We start from the raw sequence: 23,259 nt of genomic DNA on the forward strand, positions 1-23,259 counted from the left end.
ATGAACCCACCACCCCCCCCCCCCCCCCAGCCGCCCCCCCACACCCCCCCTTCTAACATCCCCCACGGGGCCCCCCCCCCCCCCCCCCCACCCCCCCCCCCCCCCCCGGCCCCCCCCGCTGCAGTTTTGGGCGACATTTCGGGGTATCGGCCAGAACGAGGGCTGCCTGTCCCTGGCCGGAAATCGGCTACCCGGGGTTGTCCCCGGCCGTCGTAGCCGGCCGTCGTCCCCGGCCGTCACCCCTGCCCCATCGCCCGCGCCAGCTCGATCTCGATCACCACCCGGTCGGGATTCGGCGCCGGAGTGCGCTCGTAGCGCTCGGCGTAGCGCCGCTCGGCCTCCGCGACCCGCGCGCGGTCCGTCCGTACGGCCGCCCGGCCCTCCAGCGTCGCCCAGCGCCGTCCGTCCACCTGGCACACGGCGACCCGTGCCCCCTCGGATCCGGCCGCCAGCACATGGGCCACCTTCGTACTGGACTTGTTGGTGATCACCCGAGCCAGTCGTGCCTCGGGGTCGTATGTGACACCGACGGGCACCACGTGCGGACTGCCGTCCGGGCGGAGGGTCGTGAGCGTGCACAGGTGGCGTTCCCGCCAGAAACGGAGGTACGCGGGGTCCGGGGCGCCGGGGTCCTGGGTGTAGGTCGCCATGCCCGGAACTTAGCCCCTGGGGACCTCCTGCTCTACCCTTGAGCGGAATAGACTCAACTTTGTGTACGCTGACTGAGTCAGCAACTGGAGAACGTGGCAGGAGGAGAGCGCGAACGTGGACGCCGAGCTGACCAACCGGAGCCGGGACGCCATCAACGCGGCGAGCAACCGCGCCGTGACCGAGGGGCACCCCGACCTCACCCCCGCCCACCTGCTCCTCGCCCTGCTCCAGGGGCAGGACAACGAGAACATCACCGACCTGCTGGCCGCCGTCGACGCCGACCAGGCGGCCGTACGCGCCGGAGCGGAGAAGATCCTCGCCGGACTGCCCAGCGTGACCGGTTCCACCGTCGCGCCCCCGCAGCCCAACCGCGAGCTGCTCGCCGTCATCGCCGACGCCACCGAGCGCGCCCGCGACCTCGGCGACGAGTACCTCTCCACCGAACATCTGCTCCTCGGCATCGCCGCCAAGGGCGGGCCGGCCGGTGACGTACTGTCCGGGCAGGGGGCCAGTGCCAAGAAGCTGCAGGAAGCCTTTCAGAAGGCGAGGGGAGGACGCCGGGTGACCACACCCGACCCCGAGGGCCAGTACAAGGCCCTGGAGAAGTTCGGCACCGACTTCACGGCGGCGGCCCGGGACGGCAAGCTCGACCCCGTCATCGGCCGCGACCAGGAGATCCGCCGCGTCGTACAGGTGCTTTCGCGCCGTACCAAGAACAATCCCGTGCTCATCGGCGAGCCCGGCGTCGGCAAGACCGCCGTCGTCGAGGGGCTCGCCCAGCGGATCGTCAAGGGGGACGTGCCCGAGTCGCTGAAGGACAAGCGGCTGGTCGCCCTGGACCTCGGCGCGATGGTCGCCGGGGCGAAGTACCGCGGTGAGTTCGAGGAGCGGCTGAAGACCGTCCTGGCCGAGATCAAGGACTCGGACGGCCAGATCATCACCTTCATCGACGAGCTGCACACCGTCGTCGGCGCGGGCGCCGGAGGCGACTCCGCGATGGACGCCGGCAACATGCTCAAGCCCATGCTGGCCCGCGGCGAACTGCGCATGGTCGGCGCCACCACCCTCGACGAGTACCGCGAGCGCATCGAGAAGGACCCCGCCCTGGAGCGCCGCTTCCAGCAGGTCCTGGTCGCCGAGCCGACCGTCGAGGACACCATCGCGATCCTCCGCGGCCTCAAGGGCCGTTACGAGGCCCACCACAAGGTCCAGATCGCCGACAGCGCGCTCGTCGCCGCCGCTACCCTCTCCGACCGCTACATCACCTCCCGCTTCCTGCCCGACAAGGCGATCGACCTCGTCGACGAGGCCGCCTCGCGGCTGCGCATGGAGATCGACTCCTCCCCGGTCGAGATCGACGAACTCCAGCGCGCCGTCGACCGGTTGAAGATGGAGGAGCTGGCGCTGGAGAAGGAGACCGACCCGGCTTCCCGCGAGCGGCTGGAGAAGCTGCGCCGCGATCTCGCCGACAAGGAGGAGGAACTGCGCGGCCTGACCGCCCGCTGGGAGAAGGAGAAGCAGTCCCTCAACCGCGTCGGTGAACTCAAGGAGAAGCTCGACGAGTTGCGCGGCACCGCCGAACGCGCCCAGCGCGACGGCGACTTCGACACCGCCAGCAAGTTGCTGTACGGCGAGATCCCGGCCCTGGAAAGGGACTTGGAGGCCGCCTCCGAGGCAGAGGAGGAGGCCGCCAAGGACACCATGGTCAAGGAGGAGGTCGGCTCCGACGACATCGCGGACACCGTCGCCGCCTGGACCGGCATCCCCGCCGGGCGCCTGCTGGAGGGCGAGACGCAGAAGCTGCTGCGCATGGAGGAGGAGCTGGGCAGGCGCCTGATCGGCCAGAAGGAGGCCGTACAGGCGGTGTCGGACGCCGTCCGCCGCACCCGCGCCGGGATCTCCGACCCCGACCGCCCCACCGGCTCCTTCCTCTTCCTGGGCCCGACGGGCGTCGGCAAGACCGAACTCGCCAAGGCGCTCGCCGACTTCCTCTTCGACGACGAGCGGGCCATGGTCCGCATCGACATGTCCGAGTACGGCGAGAAGCACAGCGTCGCCCGTCTGGTGGGCGCGCCTCCCGGCTACGTCGGCTACGAGGAGGGCGGACAGCTGACCGAGGCGGTGCGCAGGCGCCCGTACAGCGTGGTGCTGCTGGACGAGGTCGAGAAGGCGCACCCCGAGGTCTTCGACGTGCTGCTGCAGGTGCTGGACGACGGCCGGCTGACGGACGGTCAGGGCCGGACGGTGGACTTCCGCAACACCATCCTGGTGCTGACCTCCAATCTCGGCAGCCAGTTCCTGGTCGACCCGTTGACCAGCGAGGCGGAGAAGAAGGAGCAGGTCCTGGAGGTGGTCCGGACGTCCTTCAAGCCGGAGTTCCTCAACCGCCTCGACGACCTGGTGGTCTTCTCGGCGCTGACCAAGCCCGAGCTGGAGCGCATCGCCAAGCTCCAGATCGACCGTCTGGCCAAGCGGCTGGCGGAGCGGCGCCTCACCCTGGAGATCACCGAAGAGGCGCTGGACTGGCTCGCCACGGAGGGCCTGGACCCGGCGTACGGTGCCCGTCCGCTGCGCCGCCTCGTCCAGAGCGCCATCGGCGACCGGCTCGCCAAGGAGATCCTGGCGGGCGAGGTCAAGGACGGCGACACGGTCCGGGTGGACGCGTTCGGCGAGGGCCTGATCGTGGGGCCGACGACGGGCAAGACGCTGTAACCGTCTGGTCCGGCCGGTCCAGCTGGTTTCTGGAGAAGAGCGCGGCCCCGGGGCAGGTGCCCGGGGCCGCGTCTTCGTCTGAGTTCCCCTGTCTCAGTGGCCGCCCCCGCCGCAGCCGCCCCCGCCCCCGCACGACGACCCACCGCCGCAGGACGATCCGCCCCCGCACGACGAGTGGCCGCCGCCGCACGAGTGGCCGGAGTGGTGCCCGCCACCCGAGTGGTGCCCGCCCCCGGACGAGGAGCCGCCGTCGCCGGCCCACCAACTGCCGCCGGACGAGGAGGAACCGCCCCCGAACCCTGCCTTGCCGCGGCTGCCCGCACGCGCCGTCGCCACGACCACACCGACGATCGCGAGCACGATCACCGCGACGATGAATCCGGTGAACATAGTCGTCACCGTCCTTCCGAGTCCCCCGAAGCAGCCCCCCGTGGGCGCCTCGTTCCTTGCGTGCACCGGGGATGCCCCGCCGCCCTCCCGGCCAAAGCAGAGTTGAGGAACTTCTGAGGGTCATGACATGGAAAAGGCCCCTGACCTGCACAGGAGGGCAGTTCAGGGGCCGACCGTGGGTCACTGGGCCGTCTGTGGGCCGGGATCTTGCTGCGGGCCACGCTCAAACACCGTGTCGATGGCGCGGCGGGCACGCTTACGGCTGTCGGGCATCAGGTGGGCGTACACCCGAAGCGTCAACCCTGGGTCAGCGTGCCCCATGTACTCGCTGACGGCCTTGATGTTCTCACCCGCGTCCAACAGCGCGGAAGCGTAGAAGTGCCTGAGGGCGTGCATGCCGTGCTCGCGCGCCGATTCGTACTTGCCATCGTCATCCGCCTCCGGGATAAGTCCGGCGGCGGCGAGGGCGGGCTTCCACTCCTTGCCGTTGAAGTTGCTACGCCACACCATGCCGCCCTGCTCCGCCGTGAAGATCAGACGAGCGGGCACCTTCGGCCCCTCCGGCACGTCCCACGGAAGTGTGATCTCCACGGGCTTGAAGGCGTCCATATGGGCTCGGAGAGCTTCCGCCACGGAGGCAGGCAGCGGAACGTCCCGCTTCTTGCCGCCCTTGGGGAGGGCGAACACCGGGTGCCCTTCCACGTGCTTGATCTGGCGGACCACGCGGAGCGTGCGGCCGTCGGTGTCGAGGGCGTCCTCAGCGAGCCCGAACACCTCGCCCTGGCGAAGGCCGCAACCGGCCCCAACGTTGACCATCGCTCGGTACCGATCCAGAAGGGCCGCGCGAACGGCGAACACCTGATCAGGCACCCACGGGATAACAGGATGCGGGTCGGGCTTCGGTCGCCGGACGGTCCGGGCACCGCACGGGTTGCGGGACAACAGCGCGTCGTCGACAGCGGCGGACAGGACCGACTGAACGTCCGCGAAGATGTTCCGGGCGTAGGAAGCGCTGACGCCGGGCTTCGCTTCCAGGGCGGCAACGAACTCCCGGATGTGCTCCGGCCGGAACGTCCCGATCGGCCGGGAGCCGAGCACCGGGTAGGCGTGCAGCCGCAGGCGCCGACCGAGTTCCTTACGGGTCATCACGCTGGGCGTCTTGGTGTCCAACCACTTGTCGGCGTACTGCCGGAACGTGATCTGCATGGACTTGGGGTCGGTGTACTGACCTCGCGTCATGTCCGTCTCGATGGCGCTGAGCCACTTCTCAGCGAGACGCTTCTTGCCGTCGGGGAAGCTCTTGGACCTCTCAGTGCCGTCGGGGCCGACGTAGCGGGCCCGGTAACGCAGGCCAGCGCCGTGGCGGTCGCTCTTGACGCGGACGGACTTGCCGGCGGAGTTGGTCTCGGTCTTGAACCAGCGGTCTTGGATGTGGCCTGCCATGTGGGGAGTGGTCCCTTCTGGGCATGGGGCGGGGAGGACCACGGTGTGGCCCTCCCCGGGGAAGTTGGTGGTGTGGGGTGCGGCAGTCTCAGGCCGCGTCGTCGAGGGCGGTGCGTTCGGCCTCCCACGCCTGTACGGCGGCGGGGTTGAAGCGGAGGTAGCGTCCGACGCGGAAGCCGGCCGGGCCGATGCGCTTGCGTCGCCACTGGTAGACGGTCTCGACGCTCGGCAGCTTGAACATGGTGACCAGGTCTTCGGGGGTCAGGTAGCAGTCCGGGAGGCCGCCGCGCAGGAGGGCGCGCGGGTCGGTTGGCTCTTTGGGGGCCATGGCTGGGGACTCCTCATGCCGTGTCGGGGGTTGGGTGAGGTGTCTGGCGGTTGGGTTCGGGGTCGCGGGGTTGAGCGCAGGCGAGGGCGGAGCGTGCGTGTGTCCGAGGTTCGGATTTCTGCGTCACCCGCGTCATCTGCGTCATTCAGCCTTCTGACCTGCGGGTTTGGGGTGACGCAGAGCGTTGGGGGTGCGTCATCGGTGACGCAGGCTGTCCGTCATCGGTGACGCAGATGACGCGGGGTGACGCAGCCGTCGGCCGTCTGCGTCACCCCTGTCTGCGCAGGTCACCCGCCGTTTTCCGGGCCGTGGTGACGCAGGTGACGCAGCGTTCCCCACTTAGGAAAAAAGGGAGGGGTGTCTGTGGTGGTGCAGTGCCGCTCAGGACGTGAAGAAGGGGCCGCTTTGCGGCACGCCCGTTGGGCGGCGCGGCGCGCCGAATAGCAAGAAGAGCACGCCCGGCCGGGTGCTCTTCTTGCTTGTGCCGGCGGCGGTTAGAACGCCCGTTCCTGCTCGTGTGGGGACGGTGCCAGGAGCCGGGTCATTTCGAGGTAGCGCCCCTCCTTGGTGCGCCCAGAGTCGATGAGCACGCCCCGGGCTGCAAGGGTGGGTTGAAGACGCTTCAGACGGTCAGAGAGGACCTTTCCCGTGGTCGGCCACCCCTTGGGCAGCGGGCGGAAGTCCTCGCCGCTGTAGAGGCGGGTGAGGCAGTGCAGCCACTCGGTGGAGGTCATCCGCTGCTCTGCGCCCGGTTCGAGGTCGGCGGCATGCTGGAGGACGGTCTGCGCCAACAGGTCACCCTCAATGACGTCGTCGTTGAGGTCGTCCAGGCTGGCCCGGTAGGCGGTGAGGGCTCCCAGGCCGGTTGCCGCGTCGAGCTGAGCGCACAGGTGAGCGAAGTCGGCCATGCGCAGGTCGGTGGGGGTCTCCGCCTCGACCGCCCGGACCTTGACCGTGAGGTCCAGGAGCGAGCCGAGAACCACGGGCAGAACCTCCGCGTACTCCGCCCACAGCTCAGCTTCGGTGCGCCGCACCTGGGGCCGTTCCAACCGCAGCGGCAGGAGCCGTTCGGCGAGGTCGGGCCGGATGACGCCGACGTCGATGCCGGTTAGGAGCAGGGGGCGGCGGTAGCGGGCGCGGAAGACGTCCCCGTCGGTGAACAGGGCGCGCTTGACGCTCTCGGCCCCGGTGACGATGCAGCACATGGCGTCGGAAAGGTCCGGGGTCATGTGGGAGAGGTTGTCCAGGGCGGTGACCCATCCGGCCGCCACCGCTGCGATCAGGTTTTCCTCATCCTTCGGTGCGCGGCGCAGGTCACCGGTCATGCCCTCGATGATGCGCACGAGCATCCGCCCACCGGTGGACTTGCCGGCGCCCTGCGGCCCGGTGAGGAATGGCGCGGGGACGGGCACGGACGGTCCGAGGCAGCCGATCAGCCAGGCGATGGCCAGGCACTCGGTCTCGGCGTTGGCGAAGTTGCAGAGCCTGAGCAGGAGGTCGATGCCCTTGCCCTCGGTGTCCTTGGCCGGCAGGGGCAGTTCCCCGGTGAGCTGCGTGCGCCGCCAGCACACCTCGCGCGGGTCGGGGACGACGATGTCCCAGCCGGTGGGGTGGATGCGGACGGACTGTCCGTCACTGCGGCCCAGGTCCAGCCACGTCGCCCCGTCGAAACCGGGGGCAACGCGGATGTGGACGGGCTGCACGTCCTCGGTCAGCGCGAGTGCTTCGATCAAATCCAACGCCTCCTTGAGTGCGGTCCCGTTGAACACTCCGGCCCCGTCCCTGAACAGGCCGACCATGAGTTCCTGTCGGTGGCTGCCGGTGGTGCCCTGGGAGCGGATGGGGCGGGCCACGGGGTGGCCGTTCTTCTGCGCGTAGACGGTTCCGTCGGCGGTGCGGAAGTAGCGGAAGTGCGCTTGCGCGTAGTCGGTGATGACCTTGCGAGCGGGGTTCTTCTCGTCGTCGTCGGACATACTCACAGCCCCAACCGGGTCAGGGCGTTGGTCCACGCGTCGGTGCAGTGCCGGGCCGATTCGCCCTTGGCCTGCGCGGCGGCGAATAGCCGCGCCACATGGGCGTCCGTGAGGCAGTCACACCGGCCGTGCGTCGAGAGCACCGCGAGGAAGGTGCGGTACACGGTCGCGTGGATGGCGCTTCGGGCATCGGTGATGCGCTGCACGGCCATGGCGATGCCATGGTCTAGGTAGGTGGGTGTGCGGTGTCGGCACTCGCCCTCACTAGCCCTCAGAGGCGCTGTGAGCGTCTGTGGCGCCCTGCGCGCGGGCGACGGCTCCTTTACTGCCAGCGTCCGCACCACGGCCGGGAGTGGGGCCGTGACGCCGATGCCGTTTCCGAGCCAACGGGCGTATTGCATAAGGGACTTGATGTCGACGCCGGGCCGTACTGCGTTCGAGGACGCCATGGTGCCCCGGTAGATCCAGTGCTCTCCCCGCGTCGTCGGCACGGTTCGGGTGGCGGGCAGAGTCTCGCGGGCCCACGCGATGGCCGCCGCGTTGTCGAGGTCGACGACGGTGAGGCCGGCGCCCCCGGGGTGGTAGGCCACCGCTGCCGCCTCGCGCCACGCCCGTACCCACGTCCGGGAGTTGAGGACGCAGGGGTCGGTGGTGGCGGCGGCCCAGCCGTGGCAGGGCGCCGGGCAGGTGCAGGGTCCGGGGGTCTTCATGTTCGGTCGGCCACCGCACGCGTTGTTGGCGCAGGACGGGCAGTTCCCGAATGGCAGCTTCCCCGCCCGCAGAGGCAGCGGCGGGACGCCGGAGGCTGCGAGTTGCAGCGCGGTGTGCAGGTGCTCACTCGTGCCGCCACCGCGTACTCGCCGGATGTCGGTGGGTTGCGTCATGCTGGGAGACCTCCAACAGGTCTGTTGAGGACTGGTTGGCAAGGGCGACCCCGATTCATTGGCGTGAGTGGGGGGTCGCCCTTGGCGTCGCTAGAAGGGGGCGTTGTGCCGGCGCCGCGCGGCGGCCACGATCTCGCCGTGGTCGAACGCGAGGGGGCCGGTGTCGGCGAGGGACGTCCAACGGATCGCGGCGGCGTCGTCTCCGGCCTGTGCGGTGGTGTCGTCGGGAACGCTCACCAGGTAGGCGACGGTGACGTACCGGCCGCGCGGGTCGCGGTCGGGGGTGTCGTAGATGCCGATCAGCATCAGGTCGTCGGCGTCGACGGCGACACCGGTCTCTTCCAGCAGCTCGCGCGCGGCGGCAGCACGGGAGGTCTCGCCGGGGTCGACGTGTCCGCCGGGCAGGGCGAGCCGTCCCTTGTGCGGCGGCCATCCCCGCTCGATCAGCAAGACGGCGCCGCCCCGGATGCACACCACGTCGGCGGTGTAGCGGATGACCTCGGATTCGCAGTGTTCTGCGGTGCTCACAGTGGATTCCCCTTCTGGGCTGGTCAGTGCCGGTTGGTGGTCTTGGCCCACACACCGGTCGTGCGGGTGTGGACGGTGCGCCGGTCCTGGTAGACGGGTCCCTCGTAGTGGTGGTGGACGTCCGGCGCGGGCTTGGCCCTGCTGACCAGACGGGCGAGGGCGAGCAGGAGGGCGGTGGGGGCGCCGAGCACGAGGCCGCACACGAGCGGGTCGGCGAACTGCGACACGTACATCAGCACGGCCGCCGTGCCGCCGACCATGGCGGTGGCGGTGGCGCCGGCGAGCATGAGCACGCTGGCATCCGTGGCGCCCTGGCTCATCGGCGGCCGTCCGGGCTGGGCGACCGGCGGGGTGGTGCCACGGGCCGGTACCGGACTCTCGTCGCGGTAGGCGGTCGGCGCCTGGGGGGCGGGCCGGTAGGCATCGGCGATGATCCGCCGCGCCTCAACGGCGGCCTCGTCGGCGGTCATTGCGGCGTCCGGCCGGATGGCGTTGGGAGCGTGTTCGGGGTGCATGCGGAATCCCTTCCGACCATGGGTCAGGGAGGCAGGGACACCCCCTTGCGGGGGCGCGTGAGAGGGGTTTTCGGGGCCTGACCTGGGGTGCCTCCCTGCCTCCCTGAACGATCATTCGCGCAGGTCAGAGCCAGGGAGGCAGGGCAGGGAGGGGGTCAGGGAGTTCTCCCTGCCTCCCTGCCCCGCGCGGGGTCGCCTCCCTGCTACTGGAGGGCGGAAGCGGAACCGTCGCCGTCGCGGTTGGCGAGGGCGCGGGCGAGGCGGTCACGGCCCACGACCATGACGCCGTCGGACTTGTACGGCTCGGCCCCGGTGCCATCGAGGACGCGCTTGAGGTCGATGAACGACCAGCCGCCGTAGGCGTCCGCGTTGAGAGTGCCGAGCCGGGACAGCACGTCCTTCGTGCGCACCCGCTCCGCAGTGCCGACCACCGACGCGATGTCCGCGAGCGGGTCACGGTCCTCGCTGCGGTCGATGACATGCAGGGTGGTCACGCCGTCGCGCAGGGCCTTGGCGCGGGCGGCGACCTCGGCGGCCGGGTCGTCGTCGATGAAGTGCGTGCGCACCGTGATGGACGACTGCCCCTTGGGCATGGCGATGCCGTCGGAGGCGACCACGAGGGTTCCCTTGTCGAGTCCCTGTCGCAGCAGGTGCGGGGCCGCGCCGTCGTCAACGGCCTTGTCGCCCAGCGCCATGCGGGACTGTGACTCGGTGCCCAGCACGAGGGAGGCGCGGGTGTGGGCGCCCTCGCGGACCAGCTTGGGAAGGTTCTGGTCGGTGGGGTCCTGGGTGCCCTGCCACATCAGCACGTCCACGGCACGGCCCTGGTTGTGGATCTTCCGGACGGCCATGTAGTACCGCGAGGTGGCCTTCGAGCCGCCGTAGGGCCTCTTGTCCTCGTCCACGGCCGGGCACATGAACGCCACCTGCGCCTCGTCCACCAGCACGATCAGCGGCGGGAAGACCGCGTTCGGGTCGGTGAGGCGGACGTCGATGCGGCGGTTCATCTCGTCTACCGCGTCCTCGACCATCTCGGTCACCTGCATGACGTGCTCATCGGTGGGGCCCTGGATGAGCCGGGTGGCGATGCCGTCGAACATCTTCCAGTCGCCGACGCCCTTGAGGTCACCGAGCCAGAACTCAACCGACCGGTCCAGCGCCAGCCACAGCGCGAGCGAGCGCAGAGAAGCGGTCTTGCCCTGGTTCGAGCGGCCGGTGATGAGCAGGTGGCGCTGATACACGCTCAGCTCCGCCGCATCCCCGCGCAGGTCCTGACCCCACGGGGCCTTGCCCGTCTTGTAGTTCGCAGTCACCGTCTCGTCCGTGACCAGCGGAGAGGGGCCGATCGGCTCGTCCAGCGCGCCAGAGTCGGCGATCCACAGCCGGACCGTGCGGGCCGCTTCGGGGATGGTGATGAACACCTCGTGCTCGTGCCGGGTCAGGTTCTCTGCCAGCTTGCGGCGCCGGTTCTGCACCTCGATCGTGGAGACGCCAGAGGGCAGGGTGACGTCGACCTCGACCCCGCACCCGGCGATCCGGATCGGGCCGAGCATGGACGCGCCAGCGTCGCCCATCTCCGTGATGGCCTTGCGCAGGGCGGGCACCCCGAGGTCGCGCAGGGCCTTGACGACGATGGACGGGGTGATCGGCTCACCCTCACTGTTGCGGACGTTGTCCGGCAGCGCCCACGCGGGTGCGGCCTGCTGCTTGCTGCCGACCGCCCACAGCGCGAGCAGGGCCAGCAGCGGGCCGACCGCGAGGGCAGGTCCCCAGACGACCTGCACGATCCGGATCAGCATGCCGATGAAGTCGATGGTGGCTGCCAGCGGGGTGATGACGTCGCCGATGTCGTGGTTGTGGATCGCCATCACGACGCCGAGGGCGACCAGGGTGCCGATGCTCATGCCGACGCCGACCCCGACGCCCTTGGCCACGTCCACGGGCGAGTGGAGCAGGTCCATGCGGCGCCGGTGACGGGCCTCGCGGAAGCGCTGCAACCGCTCCTCCCACTCCTCCGCCACCTCGTAGTTCCCGGCAGCTTCGGCGGCCCGCAGCATGCGTTCGTAGCGGGCGCCGGTCTTGCCGTCCCAGGTGCGGCGGGCCACGATCCGGCCCCCGTTGACGGTGTACAGGCCGTGGCGGGCGACGGCGCGCACGGTGGTCTTGGTGGTCTCGTGCGTGACGATGGTCCGCACGGCGCGGCCGGAACGCAGCCACAGTGGCACAGGCTTGGTCGGAGCGGGGTCGGGGACCACAGTCAGCGTGGTCACAGCCGCCTCGTCGGCGGGCGGGTCGGTGTTCTTGCGCAGGTGAACGACGTTCTCGGACATGCTGGAAGTGCTCCTGACTGCCCCGATCGGGGCGGGAGTTGAGGGGTTCCGGGGTGGCCGGGCATGCGGGAGGGCACGGCCACCCCGGGCAGGTGCGGGTCAGCGGCTCTGACGGGCCCGGTTCTCGGCACGGCTGAGCTGCGACGGATCGATGCGCGGGCCGTCGACCCAGCAGAACGGGCGGATGCCATCGGCGGCCCGGAACACGCGGATCGCGGCCCCCGGCGGGGCGTCGGGCAGGGCGTAGACGCGTCCGCCCTCCAGGGAGGCCAGCAGGCGGGCGCCGTGGTGCTCGCATCCGTCGGCGCCGGCGTTGACCGCGTCCAGCACCGTCACCACGACCGGGCCGACGCAGGGCGTGGGGTCTTCGGGGTGAGCGGCGAGGCAGCGCTGGTCCATGCTCACCACCAGCTCGACTTCTTCTTGGGCACGAGGGTGGGGTGGCCGTTGAGCATGTGGTCGACGCACTGCGGGCAGTCCTCGCGGGGCTTGAGGTGGCGGTGTGCCCGCCGGTCGTGGGCGTGCTGCCAGCACTGCGGGCACTCCCCCGGAGGCGTTTCCAGCGTGGCCATGGTCACCACCACCCCGAGGACTTCTTGGCGGCCTTGGCGTTGGCGGCCTCGGTGACGATTCGCTGCCGCTCGCCCTGCAACGCGGCAAGTTCCGTGATCAGCCGGGTCTCGGCCGCAGTGGAGACGCTGTCCACCTCCCGTTCGGCACGGGAAGTGCTCTTGCCCCGCAGCACCCGGTAGGACCCGCCCGCCAGCGCACGCAGCGCCTGACGACGCTCGGAGCCGGTCAGCGGCCACATCTCACCGTTGCGGACCGCTTCCAACTTGCGCACCGTCAGCCGGATCTCCTTGTCGAGGCGGCGGGTGTCAGCCTTGCCCATGCTCAACTCCCCTTCCGAGCAGAGTGGTTGGCGTCGATGCACATCCCGCACAGGCCGTAACGGCGGGAAATGCAGTAGTCGTAGGTGATCCGGCAGGACGGGCACGTTTGGCGGGCGAGCATCGCCAGCGCGAGGGCGCCCCACTTGCGCGACGTCATCGGCCGCACCGGCAGGGCGAGGTCGAGGCGGTAGAGGTAGGCGATGCGCGGACCACCGGTGCGGCGGTTGATCCGCATGACCTGCGCCGCTATCGGCTGTCCGCCCGGACGTAGGCCACGGGCCCGTAACTGACGGCGCGTGGCGTACCCGTCCGGGGCCAGCTTCCAGGGGTAGGTGGGCACCCCGTAGCGGGCGCCGGACGGGTCGAAGCACTTGCCCCACGCGGCGGACATCAGGCCGCCACCACGCGCTTCCACGCGGCACGGAGGCGGACCTCGGAGGCTGAGTGGCCGGCCGCGCGGAAGCGGGTGGCCATCTCGCGGTACGACAGGGCCGGGGTTTCGCTGTGGCGGATCTCGTCGACCAGCGCGTCAAGCGCCGTGTCGGTGAGGGCGGGTGCGCTTTCCAGTGCGGCGACCGGCTCCGTCGGGCCCCACACGGGCAGTTCCCAGCGCGGTGTGACGTCGGGTGTGACGGGGTGCGTCACGCTGGTCAGTGCCCTGCCGGTGTCCTCGCCCGCACGGGCCGTCTCCAGCGTCGACCACGCTCCGGCGAGGGTCTTGGCGGTGCGGGCTTGGACGCGTGCGACGCGGGCCCCGGCCTGCGTCACGGCGGTGAGCCGGGTTTCCTCGGTGGTGGCTTCGGCACGCAGCCGGGCGCGGGCCACGGCCGCTTCGTCGCGGGCTTCCTGCTGGATGCCGCGGATCGCGTCCAGAGCGATCGGGGTCAGTGCGGTGCGCTCCCACAGGCCGTGCACCAGCCACAGGGCCTTGGCGGCGATCGGCAGCCAGGCCACGGCCAGCCACGCGCCGGCGGAGGTGTCGGCGGTGAGAGCGTGGGTGACCAGGACGCCGGAGGCGATGAGGCCGAAGGACCAGCCGACGGCGGTCACGGTGCGGTCGTGGTCGCCCTGGGCGGCCAGCCGGCGTTCGTAGGCGAGGGTAGCCAGCCAGCCCCCGTCAATGCCCAGACCGACGACCACGGCGACGGGCCACGGCACGGAGCTACCGAGCCACATCACGACCACGGCCAGGGTGAGCACCATCGACACGGCCGTCATCGCGACGGCGGGCAGCACGGTCTTGCCGTTCTTGGCGTTCATGCCGCACCGCCCGTCGCACCGGAGGTGCGGTTGGCCAGCGCCCGACGCTCGACCAACACCCGGCGATGGGCCCGGCGGATGCGGCGGGCGTCCAGCTCGTTCGGAGTGCGGTCAAGGGTGATGATCAGGGCGTCGAGCAGGTCGACATCCGCGAGGAGCGCGGGCATCTCCTTCTCGATCGCGTCCAGCTCCGCATCCGTCGGCTCCATGAACGGAGCGAACGCGGTAACAGCGTCCTGAACAGTGACGATGTGCTCCATTGGGTCGTGTGTCCTTTCGCAGGGAACGGCCCGGACAGCGGCCCCGGGTCTAGCCACCCGGGGCCGCGCCGTTGAAGTCGGAACATCCGGCTCCCCTCAGCGCTGCTCGTACGAGACGAGCAGCGGAGGCAACCGGCCGCAGCGCTAGCCGCTGCGATGGCAGGAAGGGGGCGGACCGGTTCGGCCGTGAGCGCGTGCGCTCCGCTCACTGGCTCGGGTGTCGCACTGGCGCCGCTGGCCGGTCCATCACGGCGGCGCCCACAGGGTTCGTCGAAGCATCGGAACTCCCAGGTCGAAGGGGCAGAGAACATCACTGCAAGAGGGACCAAGTCCCCACACGCCGGCCGTTGCTCGCGGTCACCGGGCCACCTCGCCAGTACGGGCCGAAACCCTGTTCCACCTGGCCTTTAGCGGGATTGCAGCGTCCCCGCCCTCTGCATTCGTGCGGCCCGAAGGCAGCCCAAAGAAGGCCCCTTCCGGCCCGCTGTCCTAGGACTGCGAGCGGCCCGAGAAGAAGATGGCACGCAGTCCTAGGACTGTCAACAGTCCTAGGACTGTGCTTCACTAGTTCGCGTCGAGAGGAGTTCTGCGTGGCACCGAAGTGGCGCGACCTGGCGGACAGGTTCGCGGAGCAGATCAAGAGCGGTGAGTATCCGCCGGGCGCCCAGTTGCCCCAGATCAGAGAGCTAGTCGAGGCAGGGGAGGGCTCGAAAGAGACCGTCCACAAGGCCTACAAGGCCCTGGAGGCTGAAGGCCTCGTGACCTCCACGCGCGGGCATGGCACTGTGGTGCGTCCGCGCGCTCCGCTCAAACGGCTGGGCATCGCTCGGTACGACAAGGCGAAGTGGCGCGACAGTGACGAAGTCGCGTTCATCGCTGACCGCGTCGCATCAGGTCGTGCGTACAAGCGCAACGAGCAGACGCAGACCGTAAGCCGTGTCCAGGCGGACAACCTCGTAGCGGAGGGGCTCGGCGTCCCACTCGGCTCAGAGGTGTACGCGCGCGCCCGACTCGTCAAGGAGGGGACGCAGCCGACTCACACCCTGACCAGCTACTACAGACCGGACCACGTCGAGGGAACCCGCATCGTGGACCCCACCCCGGGCCCTGCCGGCCGTGGCGGCGGATACCGGGTCCTCTACGACGCCGGATACGAGATCGACCACATGAGAGAGGCCCTGTTCGCCCGCATCCCGACGGCGGACGAAGTGCAGCTCCTACAGCTCCCCACTGGGGAGCCCGTAGTCGAGCTGCACCGCACCACGTACACCGCAGATGGCACGGTGGTGGAGTTCGCGGTGGGCCTTCACTCGGCTTCTCGCTTCGCGTGGGAGTACGACTTCAAGGTTCCCGACTCGGCGCAGGACAGGTAAGGAGCAGGAATGATCTCGGCACAGGCATGGGCGGATGCTCGGCTCCTGTGGGACTACCACTTCATGCACCACGACCCACGGCCGTGTTCGGTGGCCGTGGGTCTGGGCAGTCACGACCTCGGTGTGGCAGACGTGACGGCGGAGCTGTACCACCAGGGCATGGCGCCGGTCATCGTCTTCACCGGGGCGACCAGCCCCACGACCCGGGCGCGCATGCCGCGCGGTGAGGCTGTCCACTACCGGGAGCGAGCGCTGCAGCTCGGCGTACCCGATTCGGCCGTACTCCTGGAACCGCGCGCCACAAACACTGGCGAGAACATCGAGTTCACAAAGGCGGTACTGGCGGACGCCGACGTTAAGGTCTCGTCCGTCCTGCTTGTGAGCAAGCCGTACGAAGAGCGACGCTCGTACGCCATGATGCGGAAGCTCTGGCCCGAGGTCGAAGTGGTGTGCGCGTCCACACGGATGAGCTTGGAGGAGTACGCCGACTCCATCGGAGACGCTCGCATGGTGATCGACATGATCGTGGGCGCCCTGCAACGAGTGCTCGTCTTCCCGAGGTTGGGTCTAGCCATCGAACAGGACGTACCTGACGCGGTTGTAGCCGCCTTTGAGCGGCTGTGCGTCGAAGGCTTCACGAGCCGACTCATGCCAGTTGACGTTGCTCCCCGCCCCGGCACGTGAAGCCAGGGCGGGCGTCAACCCGCCCTGAGCTTCGTTCTGCAATTTCCAGGTCACCAGACTGCCCGACGCGGCGGAAGCTTACGGGGCCATGATCGCTCCCCTCAAAGCAGCTCCCGGCCAAAGTCGCTACACCGACCTGTTGTCAGTGGCACCAAGTACTCTGGGTGGTTTGGCTCATGCATCGGCTGAACCACAAGATGTGCGCCTGATGCAGAAGTTGACGCCCAGATCTTGTGGGTCAGGTGTTTGCCGTAGCACCCGAAGGGGTGCTGTACTTGGATCGCCAATAGAAGAAGGCCCCATACAGGGCCTCGACTTGAGGTCAGGCTTCTCTGCATGGGGCCAACGCGTTGGGCACGCACTTGGACCCTACAACGGAGCCCTGGGTTCCATAAGACCCGGGGGGCCGTACGCCGGGAAGTCTGACCGGAAGGGTTCTACATGTCCGGTCAGGCGAACTCCCGCGACGTGGTTCGTCGCGACGACGGCACTTGGGCCGTCACGAAACCAGGGGCCGAGCGTGCCAGCGCAGTCGCAGGCACGCAGGCGGAGGCCATTCAGCGCGGGTCCCAAATCCTCGGGAACGACGGCGGCGGCGAGCTGCGCATCCACGGCACGAACGGTCAGGTCCGGGATCAGCGCACCATCGCTCCCGGCCACGACCCGTTCCCGCCGAAGGACAAGGGCTGATCCTAATGGCGCACTTCTGGATCAACCGCGACGTGTCGCGTGCTCAGGAGCACCAGATCCACGCCGAGTCCTACACGGTCAAGGATGAGTACATCCACTTCCTTGACGAGAGGCAGCGCGTGGTGATGAGCATCCGCAAGGAGATCACTTTCCTCATCGAGCGCAGCGACGCATGACGTGCGTGCCCCTCTGCGTGCCCGCCCAAGTGGGAACGCAGAGGGGCACCACAGGGAAGCGCCGGCGGAGGAGCATGAGGCCGGGTGCAGCGCCCTCAACAGGGACGGAACCCGACGGCACCGGGCCGTCCGTGGGCCGTCCGAGGCCAACCGGCAGCGACAGACGACGACAGTTGCCGACAGCTCTCCCCAGCTCAGAGGGGGCGCATGAGGCATCGCCGCAGGTGCCCAACCCCGTAGGTAAGTTGAGGAACTCCAGAGCTTGGGCGCAGGATGGCGCGCATGACCTCCAGTGAACGTCCCTTCCTCAATCGTCGGCTCGCCGAGTTCGGGACGACGATCTTCGCCGAGATGTCGGCCCTGGCGACGCAGACCGGGTCGATCAACCTGGGCCAGGGCTTTCCCGACACGGACGGTCCCGAGGAGGTCCGGGAGGCCGCCGTGCGGGCGCTGCGGGACGGGCGCGGCAACCAGTACCCGCCGGGGCCCGGCGTCCCCGAGCTGCGTGCCGCCGTCGCCGCGCACCAGGAGCGGCGGTACGGCCTGTCGTTCGACCCCGACACCGAGGTGCTGGTCACCGCGGGCGCCACGGAGGCCATCGCCGCGAGTCTGCTGGCGCTGCTGGAGCCCGGTGACGAGGTCGTCGCCCTCGAGCCGTACTACGACTCCTACGCGGCCTGCATCGCGATGGCGGGCGGCACGCGCGTGCCGGTCACCCTGCGCCCGCACGAGGGCAGCTTCCGCCTGGACCTCGACGAACTGCGCGCCGCGGTCACCGACCGCACCCGGCTGCTGCTGATCAACACCCCGCACAACCCCACCGGCACGGTCCTCACCCGCGAGGAGCTCACCGCCGTCGCCGAGCTGGCCGTCGAGCGGGACCTGCTCGTAGTCACCGACGAGGTGTACGAGCACCTGGTCTTCGACGAGGCCGAGCACATCCCGCTCGCGACCTTCCCGGGCATGCGCGAGCGCACGGTGACGATCGGCTCGGCCGGCAAGACCTTCTCCTTCACCGGCTGGAAGGTCGGCTGGATCACGGCGCCGCCCGCGCTGGTCTCGGCGGTGCGCTCGGCCAAGCAGTTCCTGACGTACGTCTCCTCCGGCCCCTTCCAGTACGCCGTCGCCGAGGCCCTCGCGCTGCCGGACACCTACTTCACTGCCTTCCGCGAGGACATGCTGGCCAAGCGGAACCTGCTGGCGGCGGGTCTCGCGGACGCCGGCTTCGAGGTCTTCCGGACGGCCGGCACCTACTTCGTCACCACCGACATCCGCCCCCTCGGCGAGAGCGACGGCTTCGCCTTCTGCCGCGCCCTGCCCCGGCGCGCCGGGGTCGTCGCCATCCCGAACGCGGTCTTCTACGACCACCGCGAGGAAGGCGCCCCCTTCGTGCGGTTCGCGTTCTGCAAGCAGACCCCGGTGCTGGAGGAGGCGGCCCGGCGTCTGAAGGCGCTGGCCTGACGCGTCACGCCGCCACGCCGAACGCCACGAAAACGTACTCACCCGGCGGCACACCACTCGCGCCTGACCGTTTTACCCGTCAATGTGCCGTTGTGACCCACGCCAGCACCCTCATCCCCTCCTCGCGCACGAAGCCGAATCCGGGCACGACGGACCGCGCCCGGGTGTCTCCCACGGTCGCGATGGGCGGCGCCGTCGGCCTCTTCCTCTCCGCCCGGCTGTTCGGCGTCGCCGTGCTCGCCCTGGCCTCCTGGAGGACCGGCCGCAACCCGCTCGCGCTGCTCGGCCGGTCCTGGGACTCCCTGTGGTACCTGGGCATCGCCGCGCACGGCTACGTCCGCACCGAGCACACCCACCTCGGATGGGTCAGCGACATGGCGTTCTTCCCCCTCTACCCGGCACTGGTACGGGCGGTGACGGCCCTGAGCCCGCTCAGCGGCGGCGCGGCGGGCCTGGTGGTCTCGTGGACGGCGGCCGCGGTGGCCGCCTGCGGGATCTACGCGGTCGGCGCCCGCCTGCACGGACGGGCCGTCGGCACCGCCCTGGTCCTGCTGTGGGGCCTGCTGCCGCACTCGGTCGTGCTGTCCATGGCGTACACCGAGCCGGTCCTGAGCGCCTTCGCCGCCTGGACGCTGTACGCCCTGCTCACCGGCCGCTTGCTGTGGGCGGGGGCGCTGGCCGCGCTGGCGGGGCTGTCCCGGCCCAACGCCTTCGCGCTGGCCGCGACGGTGGTGGCCGCGGCGCTGTGGGAGACGGGGCGGTGCATCCGAGAGCGCCGCAGAGTTACCCACAGGCTGTGGACGGCGGCCGCGATCGCGCCGACGGGCTGGGTGGCGTACGTGCTGTGGGTCGGCCGCCACGAGGGAAGCGTGCTGCGCGGCTACTTCGACCTGCAGCGCCGCTGGGGGTCCCGCTTCGACTTCGGCGAGGGCGCGTGGCAGTTCGTCCGCCATCTGCTGCTGCAGGGGGACCGGCTGGTCTTCCCGATGTCCCTGGTGATCGTCGCGGCGGGCGTGGTCCTGTACGCCCTCCTCCTCGCCGACCGCGCCCCGCTCCCGCTCCTCGTCTACACCGGTGTGCTGCTGCTGGTCGTGCTCGGCGGCTCGGGCTTCTTCGAATGCAAGCCGCGCTTCCTGATCCCGGCCTTCCCGCTGCTCATCCCACTGGCCCGGGCCCTGGTGCGGACGGCGAGAGCCCGGCCCTGGCACGCGACCGTGGTGGTCGGCGCCCTGGCCGGGCTCTCGTACTGCTACGGGGCGTATCTGCTGGTGCTCGCAAACATGCCGCTGTAGAGGCGGACGGGGCTACTCCTCGTCGTCCCCGGGCTCGTCCGCCTCGTTGATCTCCTGCTCGAGGCCCAGCTGCTCCACGAGCCACTTGTCGAACTCGATGGCGGCCCGCACCCAGCTGACCGTCGAGGAGACGAAGTGCTCCAGGCTGACGCCGGTGCCGATCAGCATCTGCGCCTCGCCGATCAGACGGACCGTGCCGTCGTCGTGGGTGTGGCTGTAGACCTTGGGCCACAGGGTCCGCCGGTTCCAGTCGTCGATGGACTCCAGCAGCTGCGGCTTCTCGTCGATCTTGTGGGGGCGGTCGTAGAACGTCCGCACCGAGAAGACCTGCTGGTCCGCCTCGCCGCGGAACATGAAGTACGTACGGAACTGCTCCCACGGCGCCGCGAGGTCGCCTTCGTCGTCGACGACGTACTTGAGCTCCATCTGGTCGAGGAGCTGCTTCACGAGATCCTGATCCGGGATGACGGGGCCCGCCGGTCCTTGGGGCTGCGGCTCCGGCTGGCCCCCGAAGTTCGGAATCGAGGACGGGTCGATGGTCATACTTGGAGACTCCTGGCGGTCGTCTGGCTCGTCCGGCCATAGCTGAGACCAGACGTCTGACTCCACCCTCTCTCGCTTGCCCCACGACCGGCAACCTCCGCCGGAAAGGCGCCCCGGCCACCTTCCTGATCAGCCATGTCGGCACGGTTGCTCCGGTCGGCCGAGCGTGCGAGGCGCGGCACGCGCCCGTGGGTGCCGTCGCGCTCGGCGTGCGCCACGGCCGCCGTGGCGCACGCCGTGGTTGAACAGTTGAGCTGTGGAGCCCTCGGAGGGATGGAAACCCCACGAACTTGGGTAAAAACGCTGTGGTGGCACCACAGTTCATGATTCCCTCTAAATCACCAACGCGGCCCCTCGGATGTCCTGCGGACACCTCCTGACTCCCGACTGGGCCGACCGGGCCGATCCCCCCCACAGTCGCCCGGGTGTGCCGGACCCCCACACCACCCTTTCTTTGCGTGCCTGCGGAGCCGATCCATGCTCACGACCCTGAACACCTCCTACACCGACACGCGCGCGGCCGACCTCGCCTGGGCCCTGGGGCGTGAACCGCTTCCCGCCCTGGCCACGCTCGACCTCGAACTGAGCGGGGCAAAACTGCAGTTGAGACTCCTCGGCGCCTCCCACCAGGTGCTCCTCGAGGAGCGGCGCGGCAGTTGTTCGGAGACCGTGGCGTGCATCCCGGGCAGCAGCACGCCCCTTCCGCTCGGCATCGCCAAGCGCGTCGACGACTGGGAGTACGAGTTCGCCGCGCGCGTCGAGGTGCTCTCTCCGGGCTCCTTCGCGGGCCGCGCCCAGGAACTGCTGGCACTGGTCTCCGAGCATCCGCACGGCCTGGCCGGCGTCTTCCCGGGCAGCCCGCACGCCTTCACGGCGATGCTGGCCCAGCACCAGGACGGCCAGGTCCACTGGCGCACCTGGCACGCGTACCCGCAGGACAGGCAGCTGGTGGCGACGCGGACCCGGGTCGGCGTCCGGGTGCCGGTCGCCGGACTCGCCTCCTCCGGCGCCTCATCCAAACCCGGCAGGACCGACCGGCCATCAGTTTCCACACGTGTGGGTGACGAAGGGTGATGTCGGTGTGACGTAACGTCGCAGTCGTGATCGAACCGCAGGCGCCCGCACCACCCGGCCCGCCACCCCCCTGGGCGGGCCCGGCGCGGCTGCCGGTGCGGCCGGCCACCGGGCGGTTCCTCGTCCTCGCGTGCGTGTTCGTCTGCGCGGCCTGCGGACTGGTGTACGAGCTCGAACTGGTGGCCCTGGCCTCGTACTTGATCGGTGACTCGGTCACCCAGGCGTCCGTCGTGCTGTCGGTCATGGTGTTCGCGATGGGCATCGGCTCGCTCGTCGCGAAGCGGCTGCGCCGGCTGGCCGCGGCCGGCTTCGGCGCGATCGAGGCGGTCCTGGCCCTGACCGGCGGCTGCAGCGCCATGGCGCTGTACGCCGTCTTCGCCTGGACCGGCGACTGGGGCGGGCTGTGGGCGAGCGGGCCGCGCTGGCTGCTGGTGGCCTTCTCGCTGGCCATCGGCCTGCTGATCGGCGCCGAGGTGCCGCTGCTGATGGAGCTGATCCAGCGGGTGCGCCGGCAGGACGCGGGCGGTGCGGTGGCCGACCTGTTCGCGGCGGACTACGTGGGCGCGCTGGTCGGCGGGCTCGCCTTTCCGTTCCTTCTGCTGCCCCTGCTGGGCCAGTTGACCGGCGCACTGCTCACCGGCGCCGTCAACGCGGTCGCGGGCGCCACCCTCGTCCTCGGCCTGTTCCGCCGCGACCTCACCCGCCGCGCCCGCTGGACGCTGCTGGCCGCCAACCTCGCCGTCCTGGCCCTGCTCGCCTCGGCCGCCGTCCTGGTCGACGACTTCGAACGGGCGGCACGGCAGGCGGTGTACGGCCAGGACGTACGCGTGGCGCTGCAGACCGGAGTCCAGGAGGTCGTCCTCACCGGCGGCACCGACGGCCGCCCCCTCGACCTCTTCCTCGACGGCCGGCTGCGCGTCAGCGGACGCGATGAACAGCGCTACCACGAGGCGCTGGTCCACCCGGCGATGAACGGCCCGCACGCGCGCGTGCTCGTCCTCGGCGGCGGTGACGGGCTGGCCGTCCGCGAGGTGCTGCGTCATCCCGGCGTACGGCGGGTGGACGTCGTCGAACTCGACGCGGGCGTCGTACGGCTGGCCCGCCGGGACCCGGCGCTGTCCCGGCTGAACGGGCGCGCCTACGACGACCCACGCGTGCGCGTGACCACCGAGGACGCCTTCCGCTGGCTGCGCACGGCGCCTACGGCGGCGTACGACGTGGTGATCTCGGACCTGCCGGACCCGGGCATCACGGCGAGCACCAAGCTCTACTCCGAGGAGTCCTACGGGCTCACCCGCCGGGCCCTGGCGCCGGGTGGGCGGCTGGTGGTGCACGCGGGGCCGTGCGCCGCCCGGCCGCGGGTGTTCTGGACGGTCGGGGCGACCCTGCGCGCCGCCGGACTGCACCCCGTCGCCTACCGGGTGGGCAGCCGCGACGCCGGCTTCGCCGCCGGCCCCGACCGTACGGCGATCGGCTCCCGCGCGCGGGGCGACTGGGGCTTCTTCCTGGCCGCCGCGGACGCCACCCCGCCCCTGGCCCTCGACCCGCGCGCCCCGCGCCCGCGGACCCTCACCCCGGCGTCCCTCGCGGCCGACGTCCGCACCGCCGCCCGCACCCGCGTCGCCGGCCTGCCGCCCTCGACCCTGGTGCACCCGCGGTACGCCTACTGACGCACGCGATCCCCGTCCCCGCCGCGCGGGAACGGCGGCCCGCCGACCTCCCCCCGAGGCGACGGACCGCCGTACTCCCCCGCTTCCCCCGTCGAGCCCCTGTCACGGCCCGCACCGAAAAGCTATCGG

The 23,259-nt window shown here is 70.4% G+C and carries 25 protein-coding genes; 9 read left to right on the forward strand and 16 right to left on the reverse strand.

The window, feature by feature from the left end:
* Positions 1-236 precede the first annotated feature (236 nt).
* Positions 237-650, reverse strand: a complete 414-nt coding sequence (locus ABZ453_RS15060) for a TIGR03618 family F420-dependent PPOX class oxidoreductase (protein ID WP_359015219.1) — start codon at positions 648-650, stop codon at positions 237-239.
* Positions 651-765: 115 nt separating this feature from the next.
* Between ABZ453_RS15060 and clpB the strand changes: the two genes are divergently transcribed.
* The gene (clpB, locus tag ABZ453_RS15065) at positions 766-3,363 is read left to right on the forward strand and encodes an ATP-dependent chaperone ClpB (protein WP_359015221.1); all 2,598 of its coding nucleotides are present in this window, start codon (positions 766-768) and stop codon (positions 3,361-3,363) included.
* Between the two features lie 93 nt (positions 3,364-3,456).
* On the opposite strand, the gene ABZ453_RS15070 is transcribed toward clpB, so the two are convergent.
* The 14 genes from ABZ453_RS15070 to ABZ453_RS15135 all read right to left on the reverse strand — a co-directional run bounded on the left by ABZ453_RS15070 (position 3,457) and on the right by ABZ453_RS15135 (position 14,167).
* Entirely contained in the window at positions 3,457-3,753 is a 297-nt protein-coding gene (locus tag ABZ453_RS15070) for a hypothetical protein (RefSeq protein WP_359015223.1), read from the reverse strand.
* Positions 3,754-3,933: 180 nt separating this feature from the next.
* Positions 3,934-5,196 carry a site-specific integrase gene (locus tag ABZ453_RS15075; RefSeq protein WP_359015225.1) on the reverse strand — a complete coding sequence of 421 codons (1,263 nt, stop codon included), beginning with the start codon at positions 5,194-5,196 and terminating at the stop codon, positions 3,934-3,936.
* An 88-nt stretch (positions 5,197-5,284) separates the two neighbouring features.
* A complete protein-coding gene (locus ABZ453_RS15080) occupies positions 5,285-5,524 on the reverse strand; it encodes a helix-turn-helix domain-containing protein (protein WP_359015227.1) in 240 nt (79 codons plus the stop codon).
* 494 nt (positions 5,525-6,018) lie between these two features.
* Positions 6,019-7,497, reverse strand: coding sequence for an ATP-binding protein (locus ABZ453_RS15085; RefSeq protein ID WP_359015448.1), 1,479 nt, complete (start codon positions 7,495-7,497; stop codon positions 6,019-6,021).
* A gap of 2 nt (positions 7,498-7,499) precedes the next feature.
* Entirely contained in the window at positions 7,500-8,381 is an 882-nt protein-coding gene (locus ABZ453_RS15090; protein ID WP_359015229.1) for a bifunctional DNA primase/polymerase, read from the reverse strand.
* 90 nt (positions 8,382-8,471) lie between these two features.
* The gene (locus tag ABZ453_RS15095; RefSeq protein WP_359015231.1) at positions 8,472-8,909 is read right to left on the reverse strand and encodes an NUDIX hydrolase; all 438 of its coding nucleotides are present in this window, start codon (positions 8,907-8,909) and stop codon (positions 8,472-8,474) included.
* Positions 8,910-8,932: 23 nt separating this feature from the next.
* Positions 8,933-9,424, reverse strand: a complete 492-nt coding sequence (locus ABZ453_RS15100; protein ID WP_359015233.1) for a hypothetical protein — start codon at positions 9,422-9,424, stop codon at positions 8,933-8,935.
* Between the two features lie 203 nt (positions 9,425-9,627).
* Complete coding sequence (locus ABZ453_RS15105; RefSeq protein ID WP_359015235.1) at positions 9,628-11,754, reverse strand: FtsK/SpoIIIE domain-containing protein; 2,127 nt, start codon at positions 11,752-11,754, stop codon at positions 9,628-9,630.
* A 99-nt stretch (positions 11,755-11,853) separates the two neighbouring features.
* Positions 11,854-12,153, reverse strand: a complete 300-nt coding sequence (locus ABZ453_RS15110) for a hypothetical protein (RefSeq protein WP_359015237.1) — start codon at positions 12,151-12,153, stop codon at positions 11,854-11,856.
* Positions 12,154-12,155: 2 nt separating this feature from the next.
* Positions 12,156-12,326: a pRL2-8 gene (locus tag ABZ453_RS15115; protein WP_359015239.1), complete on the reverse strand. Its 171-nt coding sequence runs from the start codon at positions 12,324-12,326 to the stop codon at positions 12,156-12,158.
* Between the two features lie 2 nt (positions 12,327-12,328).
* Positions 12,329-12,646: a hypothetical protein gene (locus ABZ453_RS15120; protein WP_359015241.1), complete on the reverse strand. Its 318-nt coding sequence runs from the start codon at positions 12,644-12,646 to the stop codon at positions 12,329-12,331.
* 2 nt (positions 12,647-12,648) lie between these two features.
* On the reverse strand, positions 12,649-13,038 hold the full coding sequence (locus tag ABZ453_RS15125) for an RRQRL motif-containing zinc-binding protein (RefSeq protein ID WP_359015243.1): 390 nt from the start codon (positions 13,036-13,038) through the stop codon (positions 12,649-12,651).
* Complete coding sequence (locus tag ABZ453_RS15130; protein WP_359015245.1) at positions 13,038-13,907, reverse strand: protein spdB; 870 nt, start codon at positions 13,905-13,907, stop codon at positions 13,038-13,040. The genes ABZ453_RS15125 and ABZ453_RS15130 overlap by 1 nt, the downstream gene beginning before the upstream one ends.
* Complete coding sequence (locus tag ABZ453_RS15135) at positions 13,904-14,167, reverse strand: DUF6284 family protein (RefSeq protein ID WP_359015247.1); 264 nt, start codon at positions 14,165-14,167, stop codon at positions 13,904-13,906. Before ABZ453_RS15135 ends, ABZ453_RS15130 begins: the two co-directional genes overlap by 4 nt.
* Positions 14,168-14,757: 590 nt before the next feature.
* Here ABZ453_RS15135 and ABZ453_RS15140 point away from each other — a divergent pair.
* The 6 genes from ABZ453_RS15140 to ABZ453_RS15165 all read left to right on the forward strand — a co-directional run bounded on the left by ABZ453_RS15140 (position 14,758) and on the right by ABZ453_RS15165 (position 19,843).
* Entirely contained in the window at positions 14,758-15,540 is a 783-nt protein-coding gene (locus tag ABZ453_RS15140) for a GntR family transcriptional regulator (protein WP_359015249.1), read from the forward strand.
* 9 nt (positions 15,541-15,549) lie between these two features.
* The gene (locus ABZ453_RS15145; RefSeq protein ID WP_359015251.1) at positions 15,550-16,224 is read left to right on the forward strand and encodes a YdcF family protein; all 675 of its coding nucleotides are present in this window, start codon (positions 15,550-15,552) and stop codon (positions 16,222-16,224) included.
* A gap of 441 nt (positions 16,225-16,665) precedes the next feature.
* Positions 16,666-16,914: a DUF2188 domain-containing protein gene (locus tag ABZ453_RS15150; RefSeq protein ID WP_359015253.1), complete on the forward strand. Its 249-nt coding sequence runs from the start codon at positions 16,666-16,668 to the stop codon at positions 16,912-16,914.
* Between the two features lie 5 nt (positions 16,915-16,919).
* Positions 16,920-17,090: a hypothetical protein gene (locus tag ABZ453_RS15155; protein WP_359015255.1), complete on the forward strand. Its 171-nt coding sequence runs from the start codon at positions 16,920-16,922 to the stop codon at positions 17,088-17,090.
* Between the two features lie 273 nt (positions 17,091-17,363).
* Positions 17,364-18,551, forward strand: a complete 1,188-nt coding sequence (locus tag ABZ453_RS15160) for a pyridoxal phosphate-dependent aminotransferase (RefSeq protein ID WP_359015257.1) — start codon at positions 17,364-17,366, stop codon at positions 18,549-18,551.
* A gap of 182 nt (positions 18,552-18,733) precedes the next feature.
* On the forward strand, positions 18,734-19,843 hold the full coding sequence (locus ABZ453_RS15165; protein WP_359015450.1) for a hypothetical protein: 1,110 nt from the start codon (positions 18,734-18,736) through the stop codon (positions 19,841-19,843).
* Positions 19,844-19,855: 12 nt separating this feature from the next.
* Here ABZ453_RS15165 and ABZ453_RS15170 read toward each other — a convergent pair whose 3' ends face one another.
* Entirely contained in the window at positions 19,856-20,386 is a 531-nt protein-coding gene (locus tag ABZ453_RS15170) for a YbjN domain-containing protein (RefSeq protein ID WP_133044158.1), read from the reverse strand.
* A 477-nt stretch (positions 20,387-20,863) separates the two neighbouring features.
* On the opposite strand from ABZ453_RS15170, the gene ABZ453_RS15175 reads away from it, so the two are divergent.
* Together ABZ453_RS15175 and ABZ453_RS15180 are read left to right on the forward strand one after the other, a co-directional pair.
* Positions 20,864-21,460, forward strand: coding sequence for a DUF2617 family protein (locus tag ABZ453_RS15175; protein ID WP_359015260.1), 597 nt, complete (start codon positions 20,864-20,866; stop codon positions 21,458-21,460).
* A gap of 26 nt (positions 21,461-21,486) precedes the next feature.
* Positions 21,487-23,130 carry a polyamine aminopropyltransferase gene (locus tag ABZ453_RS15180; RefSeq protein WP_359015262.1) on the forward strand — a complete coding sequence of 548 codons (1,644 nt, stop codon included), beginning with the start codon at positions 21,487-21,489 and terminating at the stop codon, positions 23,128-23,130.
* Positions 23,131-23,259: the final 129 nt, after the last annotated feature.

Origin of the sequence: Streptomyces sp. NPDC005799 (assembly GCF_040630525.1) — a bacterium.
GTDB lineage: Bacteria > Actinomycetota > Actinomycetes > Streptomycetales > Streptomycetaceae > Streptomyces > Streptomyces griseorubiginosus_B.